This is a genomic window from Paenibacillus cremeus (assembly GCF_007786445.1).
In the GTDB taxonomy this organism is placed as follows: domain Bacteria; phylum Bacillota; class Bacilli; order Paenibacillales; family NBRC-103111; genus Paenibacillus_G; species Paenibacillus_G cremeus.
This window is the reverse complement of record NZ_VNJI01000132.1, coordinates 1-1,349: the sequence shown is the minus strand read 5'-3', so window position 1 is coordinate 1,349 and position 1,349 is coordinate 1. Positions and strand designations below refer to the sequence as shown.

Annotated in this window: 1 protein-coding gene; it reads left to right on the top strand. The window is 48.6% G+C overall.

Going from position 1 to position 1,349, the window contains the following annotated elements; genetic code table 11:
* Nucleotides 1-21: 21 nt before the first annotated feature.
* A partial coding sequence (locus FPZ49_RS35165) for an extracellular solute-binding protein (RefSeq protein WP_186446299.1) occupies nt 22-1,349 on the top strand: 1,328 nt, incomplete at its 3' end.

Sequence of the window (1,349 nt, the reverse complement as noted above, 5' to 3'; positions counted from 1 at the left end):
TTTTTTAGGGGGAGAATGCAAATGAATAGGAACAGCAGTCTGTTTTTCCGGAAGTCTGCCGTCGTTGGATTGGCTTCGATGTTTCTCTTGTCTGCTTGCAGCGGGGGACAATCAGGTACGGGATCGGCGCCGGGGGCAGCTCCGAGTGCGGATAGCGGCAAGGCCGCAAATGAACCGCCGACCGAGATTTCTATGTTGAATCAGTTCTTCTCTTTGGAACCGCCCGCCAAAGATCATGTGATCGTGAAGGAAATCGAGAAAAGAACCAACACCAAATTGAACCTCACCTGGATATCGCCTAATAACTACCAGGATCGGGTCAACGTCGTACTCGCTTCCGGAGATATTCCCGATCTTCTGTTTGTTCCCGATCCGTGGCAAACCCAGGTAAGGGATATGGCGAAGCAGGGGGCATTTTGGGATGTAACTGATATGATTAAGGATTATCCGAACCTGATGAAGGAGGCCAAGGAAGCGTTAGTCCTCACGAAGATGGAGGACGGCCGAAATTACGGCATTCCGAGACCGCAAGCCGCAGAAGGTTCCAGCTTCCCGAGCGTGCGCAAAGATTGGTTAGATAAGCTTGGGTTGCCGGTGCCGAAAACCATGGATGACATGTATGCCGTCATGAAAGCGTTTAAAGAGCATGATATGGCAGGCAATGGGAAAACAATACCAGCGATAGGGAACGTAATCAAGGATGGAATGGAATATCTCTCTTGGCCGGAAGAGGTCTATAATAAAGCATTCGGCAACTGGAAGCTGGTCGACGGCAAATTGGTCAATATCAACCTTCTTCCCGGTACCAAAAAAGCGTTGGAATTTTTGCGGAAAGCGTATGCCGATAAGCTGATCCCCGAGGATTTTGCGGTGCTGCAGCGCAGTCAGCTGAAAGATATTCAATATTCAGGTGTCAACGGGATTATGAAGGATCAAGGAACCAGCGCCTGGAGGGCGATGGAGCAGATGAAATCAACGGTTCCGAACGCCTACATCCAGGTGCTGGTAGATCTCGAAGGATATGCTCCCAAAGATAACCCTTTATTTGGGATGTTTGTGATCCCCAAGAAAGTGCCGGAGGCAAAGGTCAAAAAAATATTGAAGTTTTTGGATTACGGCTTGACGAAGGAAGGAAACGATCTGGCCAATTACGGGATCGAGGGAGTTCATTATAAGATGGATAACGGGGTTATCAGTACTACGGAGCAAGCGGTGAAGGATAATATATCGCCGCAATCGACGGGACAAATCTACCTTGCTCTGGACCCTTATATTCGCGCTTACGCCCCCGGAATTCCGCGCGATTTCTATGAGTTCAACAAGAAAATCATTGATGAAAAAGCGAAAAT